We start from the raw sequence: 22,850 nt of genomic DNA on the forward strand, positions 1-22,850 counted from the left end.
CAAGCAAGCGCCGTTGAGGCGGGTCACATCTCTGTGCTGCACCGGTTTGATGCACCAACTTGTGGCGTAAAAATTGCTTGCCTCATGCCCATGAAAGAGACTCTGCGCATCGTGGTGGTAGCCCCGGACCTGGCCGTGACCGAAGCCGGCGACGAGCACGCCGTGTTGCAGGCGGAGCGCTCCCGGGCATTGCGCATCGGGCTGCTGGAGAACAACTTCAACCTGGTGGCCACGCTGCCTGCCGACGTGTTTCTGAGCGAGCGCATCGCGCAGCTGCAGCCCGACCTGATCATTGTGGACGCCGAGAGCGAAGCCCGCGACGCGCTGGAGCATGTGGTGATGGCCACGCGCGACGCGCGCCGTCCCATCGTGATGTTCACCAACGACGATGACACCTCGCATGTAAAGGACGCGGTGGCGGCCGGAGTGTCTGCTTACATCGTGGCGGGGCTGGCACCCCAGCGCATCCGCCCCATTCTGGACGTGGCCATGGCCCGCTTCCAGCACGAACAGGCCCTGCGGGCCGAGCTGGCCGACGCCAGGACCGAGCTCAAAGACCGCAAGACCATCGACCGCGCCAAGGGCCTACTCATGCAGCGCCAGGGCCTGACCGAACAGGCCGCCTACGAAAAGCTGCGCAAGACGGCCATGGACAAGGGCCTGAAGCTGGGCGATGTGGCGCAGCGCATGCTGGATGTGATGGAGCTGCTGGGCTGAGACAGACCGCGGCCCGTTCCGGCGGCCCATCCCAAATGGTGCACCGCACAAAGGCAGTGCGACCACTTGCATCACAACAAGAACATTCCTGCTGCAAGTCCTGCAGGCTTCCAGCGCTTTCTGATCAAGCGCAGACAGCTATTCATTCCATAGCACCCAACGTTCCAACATGGCCCAGTGCGGGCTGGCACGCGCTTTGCATCACACAGCACAAGACCAATGCAGGTCTGACCACTGACAGCACTGACCCAACGGCGGGCCGGTGCTGGCAAGGAGCCCCGGACCCGTTCCAGGCTCCACCCAGGACAAAGGCGTCCCCACCCGCACCCGGCGTTGCTTTGATGCAGCCCGCCAGGCGCGGTGTGAGGACGCCTTTTTTGTTTTTTCACGCCACCAGGGATGCACCATGACCGATCTGCTCAAAACCAGCCTCAACCGCCGCACCGTGCTGCAGGCCGCCACCGTGGGCGCTGTGGGTGTGAGCCCCGCGCTGCGCGCACTCGTCCACGCAGCGGGCTCCGACGCCCCCGAGAAGAAGGAAGTCAAGATCGGCTTCATCCCGCTGACCGACTGCGCCAGCGTGGTCATGGCCTCGGTGCTGGGTTTTGACAAGAAATACGGCGTGACCATCATCCCCAACAAGGAAGCCAGTTGGGCCGGTGTGCGCGACAAGCTGGTGAACGGCGAACTCGACTTTGCCCATGTGCTGTATGGCCTGATCTATGGCGTGCACCTGGGCACTGCCGGCCCCAAGAAGGACATGGCCGTGCTGATGAGCCTGAACCACAACGGCCAGGCGATCACGCTGTCGAAAGCACTGGCAGACAAGGGCGCGGTGGACGGCCCCAGCCTCGCGGCGCTGATGGCGAAGGAAAAGCGCGAGTACACCTTCGCGGGCACCTTCCCCACGGGCACGCACGCGATGTGGATGCACTACTGGCTGGCAGCGGCGGGCATCAACCCGCTGTCGGGCGCCAAGCTCATCACCGTGCCGCCGCCTCAGATGGTGGCCAACATGCGCGTGGGCAACATGGACGGTTTTTGCGTGGGCGAGCCCTGGAACCACCGCGCCATCATGGATGGCATCGGCATCACGGCCAACACCACGCAGGACCTCTGGAAGGACCACCCCGAAAAGGTGCTGGGCACCACAGCCGAGTTCGTCAAAAAGTACCCCAACACCACGCGCGCCGTGATGATGGCCGTGCTGGAGGCCAGCCAGTGGATTGACGCCAGCCTGTCCAACAAGATGAAGATGGCCGAGACGGTGGCCGGCAAGGCCTACGTCAACACCAGCGTGGATGCCATCAACCAGCGCATCCTGGGCCGCTACCAGAACGGCATGGGCAAGACCTGGGACGACCCCAACCACATGAAGTTTTTCAACGACGGTGCGGTGAACTTCCCCTACCTGTCCGACGGCATGTGGTTCCTCACGCAGCACAAGCGCTGGGGCCTGCTCAAGAGCCACCCCGACTACCTGGCCGTGGCCAAGGAGGTCAACCAGGTGGAGCTGTACAAGTCGGTGGCCAGCGCCATGAAGATCAATGTGCCCAAGGACGTGATGCGCACCAGCAAGCTCATTGACGGCGTGGTGTGGGACGGCAAGGAACCCGCCAGGTACGCCGACGGTTTCAAGATCAAGGCCTGATCCTTCGGCCCCGCCGCACCCCGCACCCGCCCCGCACACCCGGCCCCTCACAGGAGAACACCATGGTCAGTGCCGTTTTTCACACCCCATTGGATGCTGCCCCCGTGGCGTCACAGAATGCTATGAATAATGTAGCTATTGGCGCAATACCCACAAGCGCCAGAGGCCAAAAACACTCAAAATCTGCATCCGCAGGCACCGTCGCCACCGCCCCGGCAGCCCCCGTCCGCGACTGGGCCGCGTGGTCGCGCAGCTTCTGGATGGCAGTGCTGCCGCCGCTGTGCGGCCTGGGTCTGCTCATCGGCCTGTGGGCGGTGGTCTCCACCACCACGGGTGGCAGCATTCCCAGCCCCAAGGACACCTGGCTGCAGGCGCTGGAAGTGTTCAGCAACCCGTTCTACAGCAACGGCCCCAACGACCAGGGCGTGGGCTGGAACGTGCTGATGAGCCTGCAGCGCGTGGCCATCGGCTTTGGCATGGCGGCGCTGGTTGGCATTCCGGCGGGCTTCGTCATCGGGCGCTTCGCGTTTCTCTCGCGCATGTTCAACCCGCTCATCAGCCTGCTGCGGCCGGTGTCGCCGCTGGCCTGGCTGCCGATTGGCCTGCTGGTGTTCAAGGGTGCCAACCCGGCCGCCATCTGGACGATCTTCATCTGCTCCATCTGGCCCATGATCATCAACACGGCCGTGGGCGTGCAGCGCGTGCCGCAGGACTACATGAACGTGGCCCGCGTGCTGAACCTGTCGGAATGGAAGATCGCCACCAAGATTCTCTTCCCTGCCGTGCTGCCCTACATGCTGACCGGTGTGCGCCTGGCCGTGGGCACCGCGTGGCTGGTGATCGTGGCCGCCGAGATGCTGACGGGCGGCGTGGGCATCGGCTTTTGGGTGTGGGACGAGTGGAACAACCTGAACGTCAAGAACATCATCATCGCGATCTTCGTGATCGGCATCGTGGGGCTGGTGCTGGAGTTTGCGCTCATCAAACTCGCTACCGCATTTACGTTTGAAGAGGTGAAAGCATGAACACGAATACGAACCCCTCGACACATCCCTCGCTGTCCACCAAGTTCATCGAGGTGCATGGCGTCGAGCAGACCTTCAAGACGGCCAAGGGCCTGTTCCCGGCACTGCGGGACATCAACCTGACCATCGCCAAAGGCGAGTTCGTGGCGCTGATCGGCCACTCAGGATGCGGCAAGTCCACGCTCCTGAACCTGATCGCGGGCCTGACCACGCCCACCAACGGCGCACTGCTCTGCGCCAACAAGGAAATCAAGGGCCCCGGCCCCGAGCGCGCCGTCGTCTTCCAGAACCACTCGCTGCTGCCCTGGCTCACCTGCTTTGACAACATCTACCTCGCGGTGGAGCGGGTGTTTGGGGCCAAGGAAAGCAAGGCGCAACTGCGCGCACGCACCGACGCCGCGCTGGCACTGGTGGGCCTCACGCCTGCTGGGCAAAAAAGACCCGGCGAAATATCTGGCGGCATGAAGCAGCGCGTGGGCATTGCCCGGGCCCTGAGCATGGAGCCCCAGGTGCTGCTGATGGACGAGCCCTTCGGCGCGCTCGACGCCCTCACGCGCGCCAAGCTGCAGGACGAACTGCTGGAGATCGTGGCACGCACGCACAGCACCGTCGTGATGGTGACCCACGACGTGGACGAGGCCGTGTTGCTGTCCGACAAGATCGTGATGATGACCAACGGCCCTGCTGCCACGATTGGCGAGGTGCTCTCCGTTGACCTCCCCCGCCCCCGCAAACGCGTGGAGCTGGCCGAAGACCCGCAGTACGTTCACTACCGCAAGGCGGTGATCGACTTCCTGTACACCCGCCAGGGGCACGTCGAAAAGGCCGCGTGAGCGCCCGGGTCGGCCGCGACCCGGACCCCCATGACAAAAGGGCCCCGACCAGATCGGTCAGAGCCCTTTTCGTTGTGTTCCATGGCGGGGCCGCCGCACGCGCGCAGCTCCAGACCAGTGCACCCGCGCAAGGGCCGCCCGCCGCGCCGGGTGTGTCCCCCTTCCCGAATGGCGCAGCCATTCGAGAGAAGGGGGAAGGCGCGAAGCGCCACAGGGGGTTGCCCCTTAATGCGTTCCGGTGATGTAGTTCTCAAGCTGCTCGATGATGAATTTCTGCTCGGAGATGATGTCCTTGACCAGGTCGCCGATGGAAATCATGCCCACGAGCTTGCCGTTGCTCAGCACCGGCAGGTGGCGCAGGCGGTTGTTGCTCATGATCTGCATGCATTGCTCGCTGGTTTGGTCGGGCCGCACAAACATCACGGCCGAGGTCATCACATCCTTCACCTGTGTCACCGCAGAAGTGCGCCCCATCAGCGCGATCTTGCGGGCGTAGTCGCGCTCGGTAAAGATGCCGACGATGGCCTCGCCCTCGGTGACGATGAGCGCGCCAATGCTCTTGTCGGCCATGAGCCGCAGGGCATCCAGCACCGAGGCTGCGGGGGTGATGGTGTGGACGGAGGCGTCGGGTTTGGACTGCAGGATCTTGGCGACGATGGTCATGGAACTCTCCCTCTTGAAGCCTGGAACAGGTACAGGGAGATTTCAGCCCATCCGCCCGCGCAGCGCAAGCCGCACAAGCACCAATCGCCGCAATTCGCAGCTCGCGGCACCCAAATTCTGGGCAGGCATCCTGACTGGAGCGGCATTACAGGCCGACACGAAACAATGCGTAACGCGCCTGCGGGCCACCGCCCCGGCCGTTATTTGGCCGCGCGTGCCTGGGCCACAGCGGCCTGCACTTCCTTCCACAGGCCCTCACCCACGTTGGCCGCAATGCTGGCGTTTACCGCGCCCAGCTTTTCGCGCATGCGGTTGGCTTCGGCGGGCGAAAGTTCGTTGATCTGCATGCCCTTGGCCTTCAGGTCCGCCAGCGCCTTGTCGGCCTCGTCGCGCGTGTCCTTGCGTTCGAAGTCACGGCTCTTCCGGGCGGCGTCCAGCAGCACTTTCTGCTCGGCTTTCGACAAACCATCCCAGTACTTCTTGCTCACCAGCACGATCCAGGGGCTGTAGACGTGGTTCGTTACCGTGAGGTACTTCTGCACCTCGTAGAACTTGCTCGACAGGATGGTGTTGTAGGGGTTCTCCTGGCCGTCCACCGTCTTGGTTTCCAGCGCGGTGAAGAGCTCGGAGAACGGCAGCGGCACGGCATTGGCGCCCAGGGTCTTGAAGCTGTCCAGGAACACGTTGTTCTGCATCACGCGCAGCTTGATGCCTTCCATGTCTTCCAGCTTGGTCACCGCACGCTTGTTGTTGGTGAGGTTGCGAAACCCGTTCTCCCAGTACACCAGGCCCACCAGGCCTTTTTCCTGCAGCTTGTCCATCACCTTCTGGCCCACCGGGCCGTCCAGAACTGCATCAGCTTCCTGGGCGTTGTTGAAGAGGAACGGCGTGTCCCAGATGGCCATCTCCTTGGTGATACCCACCAGGGTGGCCGTGGAGCCGACCATCATCTCCTGTGCGCCGCCGATCAATGCCTGCTGCATCTGCACGTCAGAGCCCAGCGCGGCGGCGCCAATGGCGCGGATCTTCATCTTGCCGCCCGAGGCTTTTTCCACCTCTTCAGCAAACACCTTGGCGGCGCGGCCCTGGTTGGACACTTCATTGAGGCCATAGCCAAAGCGGATGAGGCGCGGCTTGAAGTCTTGGGCAGCCACCTGGAACGAGCAGGTGACGGCGGCCACCGACAGGGCAGCCAGCAGGGTACGGCGGAAAGTTTTCATGGGTTGTCTCCTTGGTGAAAAAGGCTGGGTGAAAGAAAGAGAAAGGTCGGCGAAAAGGTGCTGTGAGAAGCGCGTCAGAACATCAGCTTGAGCGGCCACAGCACGATGGCGGGGAACAGGATGAGCAGCGCCAGCATGGTGATGTAGATGAGCAGGAACGGCATGACCCCGCGGATGACGGGCTCCATGCGCAGCCGCCCGATGCCGGCCACCACGTTCAGCACCGTGCCCACCGGCGGCGTCAGCAGGCCCAGGCAGCCCACAAAGATGAACACGAAGCCGAAGTACACCGGGTCGATGCCCGCCTTGGCCGCCAGGGGCGCCAGCACCGGCGCCAGGATGAGGATGGTGGGCGTGAGGTCCATCACCATGCCCACGGCCAGCAAGAAGGTGCAGACCACCGCCATGAACAGTACCGGGCTTTGCAGCAGCGGGCCCATGCTTTGCGCCAGTTGGCTGGGCAGGTCGGCCAGCGTCACCATGTACGAGGCCGCCGTGGCCGCGCCGCACAGGAACATCACCACACCGGTGGTCTTGGCTGCCGCCACAAACACCTTGTAGATGCCTGCCAGATTGAGCTCTCGGTAGATCAGCGTGGCCACCAGCAGCGCATACACCGCAGCCACGACGGCCGCCTCGGTGGGCGTGAACACGCCCATGCGCAGGCCGCCGATGATGATGACCGGCATCATCATCGCCCACACGCTGCTGGCCAGCGCACGGCGCCGCTCTGGCCAGGTGGTCTTGGTGGCCACCGACAGGTTCTTGTCCTTGGCCACCCAGCGCCACACCAGCACCAGCGCTACGGCCATCATGATGCCGGGCACGATGCCCGCCAGAAACAGCTTGCTGATGGAGGTGTTGGTCGTCACGCCATAGATCACCATGGGCATGGACGGCGGCACGATGGGCGCGATGATGCCGCCCGCCGCAATGAGGCCGGCGCTGGAGCCGTCGGGGTAGTTCTGGCGCCGCATCATGGGCAGCAGCAAGGTGGCCAGCGCGGCAGTGTCGGCAATGGCCGAGCCGCTCATGGACGCGAGCATCAGCGATGCAGCAATCGCCACGTAGCCCAGGCCGCCGGGAATGTGGCCGACAAAGGTGCGGGCCAGGTCGATGATGCGGCGGCTCAGGCCCCCGGCGTTCATCAGTTCGCCGGCCAGGATGAAGAACGGTACCGCCAGCAGCGGAAAGCTGTCAAACCCGGCCTGCATGTTCTGCGCCAGCAGCTGCGCGTCAAAAAAGTCGAGGTGCACCATCAGCGCCAGCGCGGTGAGCATCAGCGCAAACGCAATGGGCACGCCCAGCGTCATGGTGGCAAACAGCACGAAGAGAAACAATGCAATCGTCATGGCGGCCTCAGACTTCGGTGGCGTGGTGTGAGGCAGCGGGTGGCGTGGTGCCGCGCAGGTCGTGCCAGGCCTGCAGCAGCAAGATGGCCGCCATGCACACGCCCATCAGCAGGATGCCGCCCGCACCCAGGGCCAGCGGGTAGTTCATGACGGGGCTGCGGCTGTCCATGCCCACCACCACCTGCTGCCATGCGCCAACAATCAGGTGATACAGCGCCAGCGCCATCAAGCCACGCGACAGCCAGCGGAACACCACCGCGGGTGCGCCGCGCAGCCGCGCCGTGACCAGGTCAAACCCCAGGTGCTGGCCCTCGCCAAACGCCAGGGTGGCCGCCAGGCAGACCAGCCATACAAACAGCAGGCGCGACAGCTCTTCAGACACCACCCAGCCGGTGCCCCACAGGTAGCGCTGCACCACGTTGCCAAACACGGCAATCACCATGCCCAGCAGGCTCAGCGCCATCAGCGCTTCGACCAGGTGCTTCAGGATTTTGCGGATCGCCATGGTTCAGACCTCCAGGCTGGGGTGGGATACAGACGCGGCCATCGGAGCCGCACCAGGCGGAACCTCAAGCCACTGCTGCACCTGCGCGCCCAGCTCGGCCAGGGGGCGGGTGGCGTCCACGCGCAGCACGCCGGGTTCATGGCTGGGGTCTTCCAGCGTTTCAAACTGGCTGGCGACCAGGCTGACCGGGAACAGATGGCCAGGGCGCGCTGCCACACGCTCGCGCGCCTCGTCCTGTGTGAGGCTCAGAAACACGAACCGCAAACCCGGCACGGCAGCCCGCAAGCGGTCACGGTAGCGCTGTCTCAGGGCCGAGCAGGTGAGAACTACGCCCGCCGGGTGGGCCTGAAGCTGGGCGGCCAGCGTGTCGAGCCAGGTCTGCCGGTCGTCGTCGCTCAAGGGCACTCCGCTGCGCATCTTGTTGACATTGTTGGCGGAATGGAAGTCATCGCCTTCCAGCAGCGGCAACCGCAGGTGCGCCGCGCACACCTGGCCGAGGCTGGACTTGCCGCAGCCCGCCACGCCCATGACCACCAAAAACACCTTTGAAGGCACAAAATTCATATTGGTAGCGCTATCCAATGGAATCCAAAAAAACATCCCGCTGGATGCCTGAGAAAAATCGTTGGTATCTTATCCAACCCTGGATCCGCGCATTTCGGTGCGGCTTGCCGGGCAGCTAGGACAGCGCTATCCTAGCCAACTCAGCGCATCCTTTACCGAGGGAAAACCCTTGCCCACCTCTTCCCACCCTGGCAAATCCGAATCCCGGCGCCGCTCCAGCGGCCGCACCACCCTGAGCGATGTGGCCAAGGCCGCGGGCGTGAGCCCCATCACCGCGTCACGCGCACTGCGGGGCGAGCGGGGCGTGGCGCAAGAACTGGTGCAGCGCGTGAAAGATGCCGCCCGGCAACTGGGCTACGTGCCCGACCCAGCAGCCCGCGCGCTGGCATCACAGCGCAGCGTACAGGTGCCCGTGCTGGTGCCGCTGCTGTCCAACGCGCTGTTTGTGGACGTGCTCGAATCCGTTCACCGCACCCTCTTCCCCCACGGCTATCAGGCGCTGATCGGCGTGACGCACTACAACCCGGAGGAAGAAGAGCAACTGCTGCGAACCTACCTGGCGCACCGCCCCGCAGGCCTGCTGGTGACGGGCTTTGACCGCACCGAGGCTTCGCGCCAGATGATTGCCGCCAGCGGCGTGCCCTGCGTGCACCTGATGGAGATGACCCCTGCGCCCGGCGTGTTCTGCGTGGGCTTTTCGCAGCACGACGCGGGCCACCGCATGACGGCCCACCTGCTGGAGCGCGGCTACCGGCACATCGCCTTTGTGGCTGCCCAGCTCGACCCGCGCACCATGCAGCGCGCCGAAGGCTACCGCCGCTGCCTGGGGGAGGCCGGGGTGTACGACCCGCGGCTGGAGTTGCTCAGCCCCCAGCCCTCCTCCATCCGCCTGGGGGCCGAACTGCTGGAAGAAGTGCTGCGCACCCGCCCCGGCGTGGATGCCGTGTTCTTCTGCAACGACGACCTGGCCCAGGGCGGCTTGCTGGCCGCCCAGCGCCTGGGCCTGGCCGTACCGGGCCGCGTGGCCATTGCCGGGTTCAATGACCTGGCGGGCAGCGACCAGATGCTGCCGCCGCTGACCACCGTGCGCACCCCGCGCTCTGCCGTGGGCGAAGCCAGTGCGCAGATGCTGCTGGCGCTGATGCGGGGCGAGGTTCCGCCCAATAACTCGGTAGATCTGGGGTTTGAGCTGACGGTGCGCGAAAGCACGTAATTGCGAGCGTGACACCCTCGCGCATCGGAAGTCTCATGGGCGCCAAAAGATACGCCCAGACTTGGAAGTCATTGCCACCTTGCACAGCTCTGGGCAAATCTGTTGGGTAGCACCCCAGAACGCGGACCTCATCCATCCAATTGGTCTCTTCAACGCGTGGATTCCAATACCGCCATCCACCGTCCTTTCGAGCCGCGCTGGGCACCCTGCCCTTTGCCGCCGCAACGATGTATAGGACGTAGACATCAGAAGCCCCACAAGCTTTGGCATACGACCGTGCTTGATCACAAGCAGCTTTGGGCCGCCACCGAAGGTCAGCTTGCCCAAGGTAATTGGTTTTCACCTCCAACACAGTGTCAACACGGAGTACTGCCTCTCCAACGCTGCTGGCGCTGACCAATGCGTAGTCGATGCGGCCTCCTCCAAAGAGTTGATCGGCAGCTTTAACAAGTGGTTTGTCTGTGGTTTCGTCAACGGGCCGCACCGGACTAAGTCGGTACTCAGGCAAGATTAAGAGATCACGATCCTGAGCGAAGGTATCTAGCCACTTTTCGAGAGCCAGAAGAATGCGGCTGGCCCCCCTCGATTCAATGCCTCCTACTTGTAGCAATGCTGGAAAAGTCCGCCATTGCGTGAGGCTCTGCACCACCTCCCGGCAAAGGGCAGTCGCACTAGCTTCAGAGATTGGCATTTCTAAGCTACTGCTATTGCGCGGCTGGAAGAGGATGCACCTTGCCCCTTCATCTCCTTGCGCAGCGCCACCGCATCACGCGACTGCGCAGGCGCCGAGGCGTCGATGCGGAACACCTGCACGGTCTCGGTCATGGTCTGCGCCTGGCCGTTGAGCTGCATGGCCGAAGCCGCGTTCTCCTCCACCAGCGCGGCGTTCTGCTGCGTGATGGTGTCCAGCTGCGCCACGGCCGAGTTGACCTGCGAGATGCCACTGAGCTGCTCGTTGGAGGCGCTGTGGATTTCGCCAATCAGCGTGTTGACCCGGCGCACAAGCTCCAGCGATTCGGTCATGGTTTTTTGCGCAGCATCGGTTTTCTCGTGGCCCTCGGTCACCTTGGTGGCCGAGTCGTCGATGAGCTGCCGGATCTCCTTGGCGGCCGAGAGCGTGCGGTGCGACAGGCTGCGCACCTCAGAGGCCACCACAGCAAACCCCCGCCCCTGATCGCCAGCGCGCGCGGCCTCAACCGCCGCGTTGAGCGCGAGGATATTGGTCTGAAACGCGATCGAGTCGATCAGCTGCGTGATCTCGCTGATGCGGCCGGATGCGGCCTGGATCTGCTTCATGGTGCTGGCCACACTGTCCACAGCGGCACTGCTGCGTTCTGTGACCTGGGTGGCCTGGGTCGCCAGCACCGTCGCCTGGCGTGCGGACTCGGCGGTTTGCTTGACGGTGCCGGTGATCTCTTCCATCGACGCGGCGGTCTGCTGCAGGTTGCTGGCCTGCGCCTCGGTGCGCGACGACAGGTCGTGGTTGCCCTGGGCGATCTCCCGGGTGGAGACCTGCATGTGCTCGCTCTCCTGCCGGGCGTCGCGCACGATGGACAGCAGGTTCACATTCAGCTGCGCCAGCGCCTTCTGCAGCTGGCCCACGGTGTCGCTGCGCGTGGCCGCTATCTTCTGGGTGAGGTCGCCCGCCGCCATGCGGTTGGCCCACAGCAGCATCTGCGACAACGGCGCCACCGTGACCTGGTGCAGGTACACCGCCATGCCCAGCGCCAGTAGCACCACAGCCAGCCATGCGGCGCCCGATGCCAGCGACAGCGTGTGCCCACCGACCAAGGCGGCGCACCACGAGCCCACCACCAGCAGCAGGGTACACACCATCATCTTGCCCATCGGGCCCAGCGCCAGGGCCCGGGCCACGCGGCCCCACAGGGTGTCTTTGACCAGTTGCCCGGCCGACAGCCGGTGCACCAGCGTGCCCGCCTGCTTTTCGGCCTGCATCTGCTTGTACAGCGACTCGGCCGCCTGGATCTGTTCGCGCGTGGCTTCGGTGCGCACCGACATGTAGCCGGTGGGCTGGTCGCCCTGCATCAGCGGGGTGACGTTGGCCATCACCCAGTAAAACGTGCCGTCCTTGCGCCGGTTCTTGACGGGCGCCGACCAGGGGATGCCTTTGGCGATGGTCTCCCACATGTCGCGGTAGGCCTCCTCGGGCATGTCGGGGTGTCGCACGATGTTGTGGGGCTGGCCCAGAAGCTCTTCCTTTTCGTAGCCGCTGACCTCGATGAACATCGGGTTGCAATACAAGATGCGGCCTTTGAGGTCTGTGGTGGAGACCAGGGTCTGCCCCTTGGGGAACGCATATTCGTGCTGGCTGACCGGCAGATTGACGCGCATAAAACCTCTTCGGGGGATTGCTCGCTCCGTTCTTGAGAGCAAAGCTACAGTGGAAGATGCCGGTCTCATCGTACGCGCGATTTGCCTGGGTTGAAACAATTTGTTAGGGCCACTGCAAACCCTTTCCAACTTGGTGCACAACACCAACAGGCCGCACGTTGCCGCGCTGCATGGCACCAAGATGAGTACTGAGCAGGCGAATTCGCTCCAATTTCGATAGCTGCTTGCGCAATATCTGCCTGCAGATATCCTGATTTCTTGCATAAACAGCTGCCTGCACCGGCACTGGCATAGCCATTGCTTGCCACAGGGTGCGGCCAATGGAGGCCGTGTGGCAGCCCGGTGCAATGGCGGATTGGGCGAACAGGACGTTGGCGTCTTCATGGAATGCGGTGTGGCTGCAAAAAAGGCCGGCGCATCCCGTGCAGGCGCTTTTTTCTTGGTTGTCTGGCCCGGCCCGGGGTGTACCTCCCCGGGGGCCCTTTTGCACTGCATCGCTCCATGCTTCGATTTCGCGAATTCCTCCAGTCCGGCCATGCGCCCACGCTCTGGTCGTCGTTTCTCTACTTTGGTTTTTCGTGCGCGGTCTGGGTGATCAATGGCGCCATGGCGCCGTTCATCCAGGAGAGTTTTCGGCTCACGCCCACGCAGATGGGGATGATGCTGTCGATCCCCATCTTTGCGGGCGCGCTGATGCGGTTTCCGCTGGGCATCCTGGCGCAGTACATCGGGCGCAAGAACGCCACGCTGGTGGAGATGGCGGGCATCTTTGCCGCCATGGCCTATGGCTACCTGTTTGTACACACCTATCACGAGCTGCTGGCGCTGGGCGTGTTGCTGGGCGTGGCGGGGGCCAGTTTTGGCGTGGCGCTGTCGCTGGGCTCGGGCTCGTTTCCGCCGCGCTACAAGGGCCTGGCCATGGGCATTGTGGGTGCGGGCAATGTGGGCACGGCGGTGGCAGCGCTGCTGGCGCCCGCGCTGGCGCAAAAGTTTGGCTGGCAGGCGGTGTATGGCTTTGCGGCCATCAGCGTGGCCGTGCCCGCGCTGGTGATGGTGATCTACGCCAAAGAGCCGCCCGACCTGGCCCCGCACGCCACGTTTCGCGAGCACATTGCCTGCCTGTTTGAAAAGGACGGCTGGGCGTTCAGCCTGATTTACGCCGTGACGTTTGGCGGCTTCATTGGCCTGACCACCTTCATGCCCAGCTACTTTTACGACCAGTTCGGCGTGAGCAAGGTGCAGGCGGGGCAGCTGACCATGCTGGCCGCCTTTCTGGGTGCGGCGCTGCGGGTGGTGGGCGGCTGGCTGTCGGACCACTGGGGCGGTGTGAACACGCTGACGGGTGTGCTGGCCATCACCACCGTGAGCCTGGTGCTGTGTGGCCTGGCCGAAAATTCATTGCCCGTCACCATGCTGCTGTTTCTGGTGTGTTTTGCGGCGCTGGGCGCAGGCAATGGCGCGCTGTTCCAGCTGGTGCCGCTGCGCTGGCCACTGTCTACCGCCGTGGCGGGCTCGATGATCGGCGAGATCGGCGCGCTGGGCGGCGGGCTCATCCCCAACGCCATGGGTATCTCGCGCCAGTTCAGCGGCACCTACCTGTGGGGGTTCGTGGCCATTGCGGCCTGCGCTGCGGCGATGCTGGTGCTGCTGCGGGTGATGCAGATCCGGTGGACGCGCACCTGGGCGGAGAAAGGTGGGCGCGCGCGCAGCGCTTGAATGACACCTGCCGGGGCGCTTTGGCGACAGCCTCAACGCGCTCGGCTCCGACAGGCTCAGCCCGAACGGAAGGGGTGAACGACGGGAAATTTCGAGCAAAAACAGGCTCTAGCGCTTATCCATCAAGCGCTGGCAGCTATCATTTTTATTTACCCGCTGCAACGCCCTAATGCGGCAAGAACACAAGCCAGTACACCAACAGCAGGTTGACCAGCACACTCACCCCCAGCGCGATCTTCCACACCGCCGTGGCATCGCGCTGCACCAGCGGCTGCGGGCCGCGCGCGGACAAGGGGCGGGATGCGCCGCGCTCCAGGGCAAGCAGCAACTCCTCGGCAGTTTCAAAACGCTGACTGCGATTGCGGGCCACGGCCTTCAGGGCGATCTGGTCGAGCCAGATGGGCACACCGGGGTTGTGGCGGCTGGGGGGCACCGGGTCGCGGTGGTAGCGGCCGAGCTGGTAGGGCACCACCTCGCCATACGGCAGGCGGCCGTGGCTGAGCAGCTGGTACAGCGTGACACCCAGGGCAAACAGGTCGCTGCCCGCATCGGGCAGCTGGCCAGCGGGGTCGCCGTTCTTTTCGTAGCCCGGCCACTGCTCGGGGTTCATGTAGCTGGGGGTGCCGGCGTGCAGGCGGCGCGTGGCCTCGGGCTCGCGGCCGGACAGGGCCACGCCCAGGTCCAGCACGCGCAGCACGCCGTCATCGCCCAGGTGCAGGTTGTCGGGCTTGATGTCGCGGTGCACCACCCCTTGCCGGTGCAGCCAGCCGAGCACCTGGGCGGCCTGCATCACCACCGAGATCGCCTGCGGCAGGGCCAGCGTGTGGTGGCGGCGCAGGCGCTGACCCAGGGTTTCGCCCGCGTGCCACTCGTACAGCAGATAGAACGCACTGGCCCCGCCGCCCTCCCCGGCAGGCCAGTTGTGCAGGCGCGCCAGGTGCACGGCCGCGTGGCCGGACTGCATGCGGCGGGCCACCCACGCCTCGTGCGCGAGCGTGGCGCGCTCGTGGGCATCGTGGGCGCGCGCGGGCACCAGCGTCTTGAGGGCAAAGAGGCGCTGGGTGGCCGCATCGCGCACCTGGTAGATGCGGTGCACACCGGTGTCGGCCACCAGGGCTGTGACCGCGAGGCCATCCACCGTCTCTCCCACCTTCAGCAGCGGCAGCACGGGCAGGTGCTGTGCGCGGAGGGACTCGTCCTGCAGCGTGGCCTCCAGCGCGCCCTGCACACGCACCACCAGGGCCGTGAGGTTGTCGGTGCTGCCCCGGCGCAGTGCGGCCTGGGTCAGCGATTCGCTCAGCGCCTGGGCGGTCAGCGTGTCTTGGCGCAGCAGCTGCCGCAGCTCCCGCTCGGGCAGGCTGCCGTGCACGCCGTCAGACAGCAGCACCAGCAGATCGCCGCTGTGCAGCTCGCCCTGGCTGTAGTCCACCACCACGTGGTCATCCAGCCCCAAGGCGCGGGTGAGCTGGTGCGCCAGGTCGCGCTGCGCCATCACATGGTCGGTGGTCAGCAGCTGCAGCCGGCCGCCGCGCAGCAGGTAGGCGCGCGTGTCGCCCACATGCGCCAGCGTGTACGACTGGCCGCGCAGCACGATGGCGGTGAGTGTGGTCAGCCCCACGGCGGGCTGGCGGCGCCGGTTCATCGACGCGAGCCAGCCGTTGTGGGCGAACAGGATGCGGTCCAGCGCCACGGTGGTGTCCCAGGTGTCGGGCGTGGCGAAGTAGTCGCTCACCAGCGTGTGCACCGTGGTCTGGGCGGCTTCGCGGCCGTTGCCTCCGGTGCTCACGCCGTCGGCAATGGCGGCCACGGTGCCCCGGTCGCGGTCACGCCCCTGGCCCACCACCAGCGCGGCAAAGTCCTCGTTCACGTCTTTGCGCCCGGCCAGCGAGGTCTGCCCGTAGTCCAGTTCAAAACTCATGCACCAGCTCCATGCAGGTTCCGTGCCCAAGGTGGTGCGTTCAACCGCACAGTGCGCGCCCGCCCCGTGCCGGACGCCATCAGCAGCCCCCATGGGCAGCCCCGGCGGCTGCCTGCGCCCCACGCCGGTGCACCTGCTCTGGCACGGCCATTGCTAGAACCTGCATAACGGCCCGCAAGGGCCCTGCAACCCCCCGTGCAACGGCGCATGGAGGGGCTGCAAGGACGAAGGCGTCCCCACATGCGTTTCGAAATCACATCGAAGCCGCATCGTGTGGACGCCTTTTTTGTTTTTCGCATCGCCCCGGCGATGGACCGACGGAGTTAGCCACGATGAAAAAGCTCAAACTGGTGATGGTGGGGAACGGCATGGCCGGTGTGCGTACGCTGGAAGAGCTGCTCAAGATTGCCCCCGATCTGTATGACATCACGGTGTTCGGCGCCGAGCCGCACCCCAACTACAACCGCATTCTGCTGTCGCCCGTGCTGGCGGGCGAGCAGACGATTGACGAGATCATCCTCAACGACTGGCAGTGGTACGCCGACAACCACATCACGCTGCACACCGGCTTTACCGTGACCGACGTGGACCGTGTGCGCCGCACCGTTCACGCCACCAATGCAGCGGGTGAGACCATTACCGCCGAATACGACCGCCTCATCATGGCCACGGGCTCCAACCCGTTCATCCTGCCCATCCCGGGCAAAGACCTGAAAGGTGTGCTCGCCTACCGCGACATCGCCGACACCCAGGCCATGATCGACGCTGCGGCCACCTACAAACATGCCGTGGTCATCGGCGGCGGCCTGCTGGGTCTGGAGGCCGCCAACGGCCTCATGAAGCGCGGCATGCAGGTGAGCGTGGTGCATGTGGGCGACTGGCTGATGGAGCGCCAGCTGGACGATGTGGCCGGCAAGATGCTGCAGAAGTCGCTGCAAGAGCGCGGCATGCAGTTCCTGATGAAGGCGCAGACGCAGGAGCTGGTCGGCAACGCCGAAGGCCGGGTGGCCGCGGTCAAGTTCAAGGACGGCACCGAGGTGCCCGCCGACCTGGTGGTGATGGCCGTGGGCATCCGCCCCAACACGCAGTTGGCTGAAAAGATGCGCCTGCATGTAAACCGCGGCATCGTGGTGAGCGACACGCTGCAGACCACCACCGACGCGCGCATCTACGCAGTGGGCGAGTGCGCCGTGCACCGGGGCATAGCGTACGGCCTAGTGGCGCCGCTGTTCGAGCAGGGCAAGGTGCTGGCCAACCACCTGGCCGAGTTCGGCATCGGCCGCTACCAGGGCTCGCTCACGTCCACCAAGCTCAAGGTGACGGGCATCGACCTGTTCTCGGCCGGTGACTTTCAGGGCGGGGAGGACACCGAAGAAATCGTGATGAGCGACCCCTTCGGCGGCGTGTACAAAAAGCTCGTCATCAAGGGCGACAAGCTGGTGGGCGCCTGCCTGTATGGCGACACGGTGGACGGCAGCTGGTACTTCAAACTGCTGCGCGACGGCCGCACAGTGAACGACATCCGTGACAAACTCATGTTTGGCGAATCCAACATGGGCGACACCGGGCACCAGGGCCAGAGCAAGGCCGCCGCCATGGCCGACACCGACGAGGTCTGCGGCTGCAACGGCGTGACCAAGGGCGCCATCTGCAAGGCCATCAAGGACAAGGGCCTGTTCACGCTGGATGAAGTGCGCAAGCACACCAAGGCCAGCGCATCGTGCGGCTCGTGCACGGGCCTGGTCGAGCAGATCATCATGTTCACGGCCGGTGGCGACTACAGCGCCACGCCCAAGACCAAGGCCATGTGCGGCTGCACCGACCATGGGCACCAGGCGGTGCGCGACGCGATCCGTGCCAACAAGCTGCTGAGCATTGGCGACGTTTTCCAATTCATGGAGTGGAAGACGCCCAACGGGTGTGCCTCCTGCCGCCCCGCCGTGAACTACTACCTCATCAGCACCTGGCCCAAGGACGCCAAGGACGACCCGCAAAGCCGCGCCATCAACGAGCGCAGCCACGCCAACATCCAGAAGGATGGCACCTACAGCGTGATCCCCCGCATGTGGGGCGGTGAGACCACGGCCGACGAGCTGCGCCGCATTGCCGATGCGGCGGACAAGTACAACATCCCCACCATCAAGGTCACGGGCGGCCAGCGCATCGATTTGCTGGGCGTGAAGAAGGAAGACCTGGTCAACGTGTGGAAGGACATCGGCATGCCCAGCGGCCACGCGTATGCCAAGGCGCTGCGCACGGTGAAGACATGCGTGGGCAGCGAGTGGTGCCGCATGGGCACGCAGGACAGCACGCAGATGGGCAAGGACCTGGAGCGCGCCATGTGGCGCATGTACGCACCGCACAAGGTCAAGTTCGCCGTGTCGGGCTGCCCGCGCAACTGCGCAGAAGCCGGCATCAAGGACGTAGGCATCATCGGCGTGGACAGCGGCTGGGAGATGTACGTGGCCGGCAACGGCGGCATCAAGACCGAGGTGGCGCACTTCTTCACCAAGCTGAAAACCGCCGAGGAAGTGCTGGAGTACACCGGCGCGTTCTGCGAGCTGTACCGCCAGGAAGGCTGGTACCTGGAGCGCACCGTGCACTACGTGAACCGCGTGGGCCTGGACTATGTGAAAAAACGCATTCTGGAAGACCACGCAGGCCGCAAAGCCCTGTGGGAGCAGCTGCAGTTCGCGCTCGACGGCGAGCCCGACCCCTGGTTCGAGTTTGACAAGGCGGCGGTAGACCAGCGCCAGTTCATCCCGATAGCCGTGGCCTGACCCGTTTATTGAACAAATATGCCTTCAGCGCTTGATGGATAAGCGCCAGCAGCTACCAAAGGAATAGCAATGACCGAATGGAAACTGATTTGCCGCGTGGACGACATCCCCGTGCTGGGCTCGCGCCGCGTGGCCCGCGAAAAAGGCCTGGATGTGGCGGTGTTCCGCAACGACGCGGGCGGTGTATTTGCGCTGCTGGACCGCTGCCCGCACAAGGGTGGTCCGCTATCGCAGGGCATTGTGTTTGGCACACAGGTGGCGTGCCCCATGCACAACTGGACCATTGGGTTGTGTGATGGACAGGCGTCGGCGCCGGATGAGGGGTGTACGCCGAAGTTTGCGGTGAAGGTGGAGGATGGGGCGGTGTATCTGGATGCAGGGGAGCTGGCAACGGTGGCTACGGATCTGACTCGGCCTGTGGCTGGGCCTGCGCGCAGGGCTGTTGGGGTCTGAGGTGCCTGTCTTCGCGCTTCCTTTTAGTGACATGCCTGTGCAAAGGGCGGGAGCCGGGGTGTGCGCCCGGCGGCGCAGTAACTTTCTCTTGTCTCGCCAAGAGAAAGTCACCAAAGAGAAAGCGACCCTACTGCGCGCGTCCCCTTCGCTGCGCTACGGGGCAACCTGCGATGCTCGGTCAGGGAGTGCCACCGCAGAACTCGCTGCGCGCCTGCGGCGCTCCGCTCGAACAACTGCGGTGAGTCAGTTCACGAAATGCGTGTGTCCTGCGGCACACGCATGCACCCCCTGCCCTGCGCTTCTCGGCACGCACAGAAGGGAACCCGAAAAGCGGACATCCACACGGGCCATCGCTGCGCTCGGCCCAGTCTGCGCAGCGCGTGGCGCTTGCGCCCGCAAGGTGGGGCCGAGCGCAGCGATGGCCCGTGTGGATGTTCGGCTGCTGGATGTTCGGCTGTCCACCCCCCTGCTGGATGCGCCTGCGGCGGGGCGGTTGCGGGGTGAGCATGGGCGTCGGAGCGCCCATGCCTCGTTAACTGACTCGCCGTGGTTGTCCGAGCGGCGCGCGCCAGCGCAAAGCGAGTTCCACGGCGCACCCCGCAACCGCCCCGGCGCAGGTTTGCCCCTTCGCACAGCGAAGGGGTCGCAGACTGGGGGTCGCCTTTTCTTTGGTGACTTTCTTTTGGCGAAGCAAAAGAAAGTTACTCGCACGCCGGGCGACTCCCGGCCTCCGCCCGCAACCCAAGCATGCTTTTCAAACCAGCACGCCAGGTTTCGACAAGCTCAACCCGAACGGGTCGTGGAGTGCACCGGCTTTGACGGGCTCAGCCCGAACGGATAGCGGGAACATCGCACACTACAAAAACAATAGCTACTAGCGCTTTATAGACAAGCGCTATAGCCCAAAAACACCCAAAACCACGCCATGCAAGAAACCAAATCCACCTGCCCCTACTGCGGCGTAGGCTGCGGCGTGATCATCGAAAGCACAGGCCCCCAAATCACCGGCGTGCGCGGCGACCCCACCCACCCCGCCAACTTCGGCCGCCTGTGCACCAAGGGCTCCACCCTGCACCTCACCGCCACCAGCCCGGTCACCCTGCAAACCCGCCTGCTCCAACCCCTGCACCGTGCACAACGCGGCGATACGCCCCAGCCACTGCCGTGGGACGCAGCGCTGACCCTGGCCACCGAAAAATTCGCCAACACCATCCAGCAGCACGGCCCCGACGCCGTGGGCTTCTACGTCAGCGGCCAGTTGCTCACCGAGGACTACTACGTCTTCAACAAACTGGCCAAGGGCCTGATCGGCACCAACAACATCGACACCAACTCGCGCCTGTGCATGAGCAGCGCCGTGGCCGGCTACAAGCAAACGCTGGGTGCCGACGCGCCGCCCGCCTGCTATGACGACGTGAACCACGCGCAGTGCCTTTTCATCGTGGGCAGCAACGCGGCCTGGGCGCATCCCATCCTGTTTCGCCGCATCGAAGACGCACGCGCCGCCAACCCGGGCATGAAGGTCATCGTGGCCGACCCGCGCCGCACCGACACGGCCGGCATGGCCGACCTGTTCCTGCCCATTCAACCGGGCAGCGACGTGATGCTGTTCAACGGCATGCTGCACATCATGTTGTGGGAAGGCTGGATCGACGCGGGCTACATCGGCGCGCACACCACGGGCTTTGACGAGCTCAAGGCCCTGGTGCGTGAAGCAACGCCCGATCGCGCGGCACAGGTGTGCGGCATCTCCGTGGCCGACCTCACCACTGCAGCAAAGTGGTTTGCCACCTCGAATGCCACGCTCAGCCTGTACTGCCAGGGCCTGAACCAAAGCAGCAGCGGCACCGCCAAAAACGCCACGCTCATCAATCTGCACCTGGCCACCGGCCAGATCGGCAAACCCGGCGCAGGCCCCTTCAGCCTGACCGGCCAGCCCAACGCCATGGGCGGGCGCGAAGTGGGTGGCCTGGCCAATCTGCTCAGCGCCCACCGTGATCTGGCCAACCCGCAGCACCGCGCCGAAGTGGCCGCGCTGTGGGGCGTGGCCGATGTGCCCAGCAAGCCGGGCAAGACGGCCGTGGAGATGTTCCAGGCCGCTGCCGACGGCGAGATCAAGGCCCTGTGGATTGCCTGCACCAACCCCGCGCAAAGCATGCCCGACCAGGCCACCGTGCGCCGCGCACTGCAGCGCGCCGAGTTTGTGGTGGTGCAGGAGGCCTTTGCCACCGCCGCCACCTGTGCCTATGCCGACGTGCTGCTACCTGCCACCACCTGGGGCGAAAAAACCGGCACGGTGACCAACAGCGAGCGCCGCATCTCGCGCGTGCGCTCTGCCGTGCCCGCACCCGGCCTGGCGCGGCACGACTGGGCCATTGCGGTGCAGTTTGCGCACCAGCTGGAGGCACGCCTGCGGCCCGGCCAACCCACGCTGTTCCCCTACGCCACAGACGTTGCCGATGCAGGTGCCGAAGCGGTCTGGAACGAACACCGCGAAAGCACACGCGGGCGCGACCTGGACATCACCGGGCTGTCCTGGGCCCTGCTCGAATCAGCGGGCCCGCAACAGTGGCCGTTCGTTGCCGATGCGACCACGGGCAAGGCCCGCCTGTACGAAGACGGCATCTTCCCCACCACCGATGGCCGCGCGCGTTTTGCCGCCCACGCATGGCAGCCCACCGCAGAGCCCCGCGAGTCGCGCTACCCCTTCAGCCTGACCACCGGCCGGCTGCGCGACCAATGGCACGGCATGACCCGCACCGGCACGCTGGGCCGCTTGTTTGGCCATGTGGCCGAACCCAGCCTGCAGATGCACCCGCAGGACATGGAGCGGCGCAAGCTCGCCAGCGGCGACCTGGTGCACGTGACCAGCAAGCGCGGCTCCATCGTGGTGCCCGTGTTGGCCGACACCACGCTGGGCCTGTCGCAGGTGTTCATGGCCATGCACTGGGGCAGCGAGTTTTTGAGCGGCGTGTCGTCCACCGGCGAACGGCTGGCGGGCGTGAATGCGCTCACCACCTCGGCGTTCTGCCCCACCTCCAAACAGCCCGAGCTGAAACACGCCGCCGTCAAGGTGCTCAAGGCCGAACTGCCGTGGACGCTGCTGGCCATGGCTTGGCTGCCCGCCGACAAAAACCAGGCCACACGCGAAGCGCTGTCTGCCCTGATGGCGCAGTTCCCGTTCGCGAGCTGCGTGCCCTTCAGCAACAACACCCCGCTGGATGAGCCCGGCCGCGAGCGCACCGGGGTGCTGCTGCGCGCCGCCGCCCACGAGGCACCGCCCGACGCGCTGATCGCACAGATCGAAGCCCTGCTGGGCATGGCAGGCGCCGACACGCTGCGCTACGCCGACAAAAAACGCGGCCAGCGCCGGGCCGCACGGCTGGCGCGCCAGGGCGACAACACCACGCTCGAGGGCATCGTGCTCGCTGGCGACACCAGCGCCGAAGGCTGGCTCAAGACCCTGCTGCAGGAAGAGCTGCCCGCACAGACCTACGGCCGCCTGCTGCTGGTACCCGGCGCCAAGGCCCCTGTGGCCGTGCAGTCGCGCGGCAAGCCGGTGTGCACCTGCTTCAACGTGACAGACGCCGCCATCACCGCTCAACTGGCGCACTGCCACGGCACCGACGATGACCGGCTGGCACAGCTACAGGGCCAACTGCGCTGCGGCACCAACTGCGGCTCGTGTGTGCCCGAACTCAAACGGATGGTGCGGGCCACGGGGCCACTGGCATCCAAGTCGCTCGCGCAGGCCGCCATATAACCAAAAGTTCTCTTGCTTGCAGGAAAATAGACCTCAGACCAACAAACCCCACTAGGACTTGTGCAACAGGGCTCCAGCTAGGCGCTTTCGGCGCAGACAGTACGCCTGTACGGCAAGCCGAGATA

16 protein-coding genes are annotated in these 22,850 nt (G+C 65.0%); 9 read left to right on the forward strand and 7 right to left on the reverse strand.

Translation table 11 applies throughout. The features are described from left to right. Positions 1–90: 90 nt before the first annotated feature. From KYG_RS21270 to KYG_RS21285, 4 genes are all read left to right on the forward strand, one after another. On the forward strand, positions 91–717 hold the full coding sequence (locus KYG_RS21270) for an ANTAR domain-containing response regulator (RefSeq protein WP_008907001.1): 627 nt from the start codon (positions 91–93) through the stop codon (positions 715–717). Positions 718–1,123: 406 nt separating this feature from the next. Then, positions 1,124–2,368 carry a CmpA/NrtA family ABC transporter substrate-binding protein gene (locus KYG_RS21275; protein ID WP_008907002.1) on the forward strand — a complete coding sequence of 415 codons (1,245 nt, stop codon included), beginning with the start codon at positions 1,124–1,126 and terminating at the stop codon, positions 2,366–2,368. Positions 2,369–2,430: 62 nt separating this feature from the next. Continuing rightward, on the forward strand, positions 2,431–3,393 hold the full coding sequence (ntrB, locus tag KYG_RS21280; protein WP_034695759.1) for a nitrate ABC transporter permease: 963 nt from the start codon (positions 2,431–2,433) through the stop codon (positions 3,391–3,393). Then, positions 3,390–4,226, forward strand: a complete 837-nt coding sequence (locus KYG_RS21285) for an ABC transporter ATP-binding protein (RefSeq protein WP_008907004.1) — start codon at positions 3,390–3,392, stop codon at positions 4,224–4,226. Before ntrB ends, KYG_RS21285 begins: the two co-directional genes overlap by 4 nt. Before the next feature lie 225 nt (positions 4,227–4,451). Here the strand turns inward: KYG_RS21285 and KYG_RS21290 are convergent, their stop codons facing one another. The 5 genes from KYG_RS21290 to KYG_RS21310 form a co-directional block, all read right to left on the reverse strand. Next, positions 4,452–4,889 (reverse strand): CBS domain-containing protein, encoded by a 438-nt coding sequence (locus KYG_RS21290; protein WP_008907005.1) that lies wholly within the window; start codon positions 4,887–4,889, stop codon positions 4,452–4,454. 200 nt (positions 4,890–5,089) lie between these two features. Continuing rightward, positions 5,090–6,109, reverse strand: coding sequence for a TRAP transporter substrate-binding protein (locus KYG_RS21295; protein WP_008907006.1), 1,020 nt, complete (start codon positions 6,107–6,109; stop codon positions 5,090–5,092). Between the two features lie 74 nt (positions 6,110–6,183). After that, positions 6,184–7,461 carry a TRAP transporter large permease gene (locus KYG_RS21300; protein ID WP_008907007.1) on the reverse strand — a complete coding sequence of 426 codons (1,278 nt, stop codon included), beginning with the start codon at positions 7,459–7,461 and terminating at the stop codon, positions 6,184–6,186. 7 nt (positions 7,462–7,468) lie between these two features. After that, on the reverse strand, positions 7,469–7,966 hold the full coding sequence (locus KYG_RS21305) for a TRAP transporter small permease (protein WP_008907008.1): 498 nt from the start codon (positions 7,964–7,966) through the stop codon (positions 7,469–7,471). Positions 7,967–7,969: 3 nt separating this feature from the next. Continuing rightward, positions 7,970–8,530 (reverse strand): gluconokinase, encoded by a 561-nt coding sequence (locus KYG_RS21310; RefSeq protein ID WP_008907009.1) that lies wholly within the window; start codon positions 8,528–8,530, stop codon positions 7,970–7,972. A 169-nt stretch (positions 8,531–8,699) separates the two neighbouring features. On the opposite strand from KYG_RS21310, the gene KYG_RS21315 reads away from it, so the two are divergent. Next, the gene (locus KYG_RS21315; protein ID WP_008907010.1) at positions 8,700–9,743 is read left to right on the forward strand and encodes a LacI family DNA-binding transcriptional regulator; all 1,044 of its coding nucleotides are present in this window, start codon (positions 8,700–8,702) and stop codon (positions 9,741–9,743) included. Between the two features lie 693 nt (positions 9,744–10,436). Here the strand turns inward: KYG_RS21315 and KYG_RS21320 are convergent. Further along, positions 10,437–12,095, reverse strand: a complete 1,659-nt coding sequence (locus tag KYG_RS21320; RefSeq protein ID WP_008907011.1) for a methyl-accepting chemotaxis protein — start codon at positions 12,093–12,095, stop codon at positions 10,437–10,439. 501 nt (positions 12,096–12,596) lie between these two features. On the opposite strand from KYG_RS21320, the gene KYG_RS21325 reads away from it, so the two are divergent. Further along, positions 12,597–13,811, forward strand: coding sequence for a nitrate/nitrite transporter (locus KYG_RS21325; RefSeq protein WP_008907012.1), 1,215 nt, complete (start codon positions 12,597–12,599; stop codon positions 13,809–13,811). Between the two features lie 166 nt (positions 13,812–13,977). Here KYG_RS21325 and KYG_RS21330 read toward each other — a convergent pair whose 3' ends face one another. Further along, positions 13,978–15,729 (reverse strand): bifunctional protein-serine/threonine kinase/phosphatase, encoded by a 1,752-nt coding sequence (locus KYG_RS21330; protein ID WP_008907013.1) that lies wholly within the window; start codon positions 15,727–15,729, stop codon positions 13,978–13,980. A 332-nt stretch (positions 15,730–16,061) separates the two neighbouring features. Between KYG_RS21330 and nirB the strand changes: the two genes are divergently transcribed. The 3 genes from nirB to KYG_RS21345 all read left to right on the forward strand — a co-directional run bounded on the left by nirB (position 16,062) and on the right by KYG_RS21345 (position 22,725). Continuing rightward, entirely contained in the window at positions 16,062–18,509 is a 2,448-nt protein-coding gene (gene nirB / locus KYG_RS21335; RefSeq protein WP_008907014.1) for a nitrite reductase large subunit NirB, read from the forward strand. Between the two features lie 69 nt (positions 18,510–18,578). Then, a complete protein-coding gene (nirD, locus tag KYG_RS21340; RefSeq protein ID WP_008907015.1) occupies positions 18,579–18,962 on the forward strand; it encodes a nitrite reductase small subunit NirD in 384 nt (127 codons plus the stop codon). Positions 18,963–19,887: 925 nt separating this feature from the next. Continuing rightward, positions 19,888–22,725, forward strand: coding sequence for a nitrate reductase (locus KYG_RS21345; RefSeq protein ID WP_008907016.1), 2,838 nt, complete (start codon positions 19,888–19,890; stop codon positions 22,723–22,725). Positions 22,726–22,850: the final 125 nt, after the last annotated feature.

This window comes from Acidovorax sp. NO-1, assembly GCF_000238595.1.
Classification (GTDB): domain Bacteria; phylum Pseudomonadota; class Gammaproteobacteria; order Burkholderiales; family Burkholderiaceae_C; genus Acidovorax.

What these genes read in the sequence shown, in the direction of transcription:
- KYG_RS21270 (WP_008907001.1), top strand. Translation starts at nt 91, where the DNA reads ATGAAAGAGACTCTGCGCATCGTGGTGGTAGCCCCGGACCTGGCCGTG.
- KYG_RS21275 (WP_008907002.1), top strand. Translation starts at nt 1,124, where the DNA reads ATGACCGATCTGCTCAAAACCAGCCTCAACCGCCGCACCGTGCTGCAG.
- ntrB (WP_034695759.1), top strand. Translation starts at nt 2,431, where the DNA reads ATGGTCAGTGCCGTTTTTCACACCCCATTGGATGCTGCCCCCGTGGCG.
- KYG_RS21285 (WP_008907004.1), top strand. Translation starts at nt 3,390, where the DNA reads ATGAACACGAATACGAACCCCTCGACACATCCCTCGCTGTCCACCAAG.
- KYG_RS21290 (WP_008907005.1), bottom strand. Translation starts at nt 4,889, where the DNA reads ATGACCATCGTCGCCAAGATCCTGCAGTCCAAACCCGACGCCTCCGTC.
- KYG_RS21295 (WP_008907006.1), bottom strand. Translation starts at nt 6,109, where the DNA reads ATGAAAACTTTCCGCCGTACCCTGCTGGCTGCCCTGTCGGTGGCCGCC.
- KYG_RS21300 (WP_008907007.1), bottom strand. Translation starts at nt 7,461, where the DNA reads ATGACGATTGCATTGTTTCTCTTCGTGCTGTTTGCCACCATGACGCTG.
- KYG_RS21305 (WP_008907008.1), bottom strand. Translation starts at nt 7,966, where the DNA reads ATGGCGATCCGCAAAATCCTGAAGCACCTGGTCGAAGCGCTGATGGCG.
- KYG_RS21310 (WP_008907009.1), bottom strand. Translation starts at nt 8,530, where the DNA reads ATGAATTTTGTGCCTTCAAAGGTGTTTTTGGTGGTCATGGGCGTGGCG.
- KYG_RS21320 (WP_008907011.1), bottom strand. Translation starts at nt 12,095, where the DNA reads ATGCGCGTCAATCTGCCGGTCAGCCAGCACGAATATGCGTTCCCCAAG.
- KYG_RS21325 (WP_008907012.1), top strand. Translation starts at nt 12,597, where the DNA reads ATGCTTCGATTTCGCGAATTCCTCCAGTCCGGCCATGCGCCCACGCTC.
- KYG_RS21330 (WP_008907013.1), bottom strand. Translation starts at nt 15,729, where the DNA reads ATGAGTTTTGAACTGGACTACGGGCAGACCTCGCTGGCCGGGCGCAAA.
- nirB (WP_008907014.1), top strand. Translation starts at nt 16,062, where the DNA reads ATGAAAAAGCTCAAACTGGTGATGGTGGGGAACGGCATGGCCGGTGTG.
- nirD (WP_008907015.1), top strand. Translation starts at nt 18,579, where the DNA reads ATGACCGAATGGAAACTGATTTGCCGCGTGGACGACATCCCCGTGCTG.
- KYG_RS21345 (WP_008907016.1), top strand. Translation starts at nt 19,888, where the DNA reads ATGCAAGAAACCAAATCCACCTGCCCCTACTGCGGCGTAGGCTGCGGC.